1 protein-coding gene and 1 pseudogene are annotated in these 814 nt (G+C 46.1%); both read left to right on the top strand.

What is annotated here, in order from left to right; all coding sequences use genetic code 11:
* A pseudogene (locus tag ACS8FC_RS16410) lies at positions 1-247 on the top strand (hypothetical protein); the annotation flags it as partial.
* A gap of 92 nt (positions 248-339) precedes the next feature.
* Positions 340-814 (top strand): aminotransferase class V-fold PLP-dependent enzyme (locus ACS8FC_RS16405; protein WP_439297560.1); only part of this gene is annotated, 475 nt, incomplete at its 3' end.

Raw genomic sequence — 814 nt, 5'->3', positions numbered from 1 at the left:
ACTCTCAATGACTCATGAGACGACCTCATTCCCAATTTGTGCCGGTATGGACACAGTAGAGCTTGCCAATGCCAGCCTTGCTGGATATGTCTTTAGAATTGGTCTGCGCGAAGAGATAAAAGTTGCTGCTTTAACAGTACTACCTGAAGGTCTTCAGCACCCCAACCTTATGACTATGCCTACATTAGACGACATGATTGCGGATAGTGATGCTAAACGTCAGCTGTGGGAGCGCATATCTCATTGAGCTATATTAAAACTGATATTGATGTAAATTTTTTTATCAACAAACTGAAATAAAGGTCGCTTCTTTGTTTCATCATACCTAGGACTGTGATCATGTCTACAACCCAAACGTCTACACCCACTGCTAATAATAGTAACCCGCATCGTCTGCCAAACTTCTGTGCTGGCCCTGCCACGATGCCAACATCCGTATTGGAGCGTGCTCAGAGCGAATTGCTCGACTGGCAAGGTCGCGGCCTATCGGTCATGGAAGTCAGTCACCGTAGCAAAGAGTACATGGCGATCACTGACAAAGCAGAAGCTAAGCTACGCACGCTCATGGAGATACCAGATAACTATAAAGTACTATTTTTACAAGGCGGCGCTAGCTTACAGTTTTCTGCCATTCCATTGAACTTGCTCAATGGTGGACGCGGCGATTATTTGACGACTGGTGCATGGTCAGGTAAGGCGATTAAAGAAGCCCAGCGCTATGAAGCACTTGGTCTGGGTAAGATAAACTTGGTCGCGACTGGTAAAGAGGACAACTTTACGACTGTACCCGCCCAAAGTGATTGGAATGTGAGTG

The sequence above is a fragment of the Psychrobacter sp. 1Y4 genome (genome assembly GCF_051847555.1).
Note: the sequence above shows the minus strand (reverse complement) of the source record. Positions and strands in the feature narration are given on the sequence as shown.